Origin of the sequence: Acetobacter sp. DmW_125128, assembly GCF_008704325.1 — a bacterium.
Lineage (GTDB): Bacteria > Pseudomonadota > Alphaproteobacteria > Acetobacterales > Acetobacteraceae > Acetobacter > Acetobacter oryzifermentans.
Map to the genome: position 1 here is coordinate 1 of NZ_VHOP01000101.1, position 570 is coordinate 570.

The 570-nt window shown below is 56.3% G+C and carries 1 protein-coding gene; it reads left to right on the top strand.

The genetic code is table 11. From position 1 onward, the window contains the following. Positions 1-570, top strand: a 570-nt coding sequence (locus FKW19_RS15160; RefSeq protein WP_150395948.1) for a transposase, incomplete at both ends; no start/stop codon positions are given.

The following is a 570-nucleotide window of genomic DNA, read 5'->3' on the forward strand; positions in this document are numbered from 1 at the left end:
TTTCTTTGATGTTGAAGAGCGTCTTGCCCGGCTGAGTGGGCTTGGCGATCAGCTCGAAGCGTTTTCCCGGACTGTGGATTTTGAAGCGTTCCGTCCTGATCTGGACAAGGCCCTGGCGTATTCCGATGGAAGCAAGGGCGGACGACCGCCATTTGATCCTGTGCTGATGTTCAAGATCCTGGTGATCCAGACGCTCAACAATTTGTCTGATGAGCGGACGGAATATCTGATCAACGATCGCCTCTCCTTTATGCGTTTCCTTGGGCTGGGACTTTCAGATCGGGTGCCGGATGCCAAAACGGTCTGGCTGTTTCGCGAGCGTCTGACCCAGGCGGGTGCGATCGATGGGCTGTTCATCCGCTTTGATGTGACCCTGCGTAACGCCGGGTATTTGCCGATGTCAGGCCAGATCCTGGATGCCACGCTGGTAGCGGCTCCGAAGCAGCGGAACACCAATGCAGAGAAAGCGGATCTGCGAGCAGGCCGTATTCCTGAAGACTGGCAGGACAAACCCGCAAAGCTGTCGCACAAGGATCGTCATGCGCGCTGGACACTGAAGTTCACGAAGGC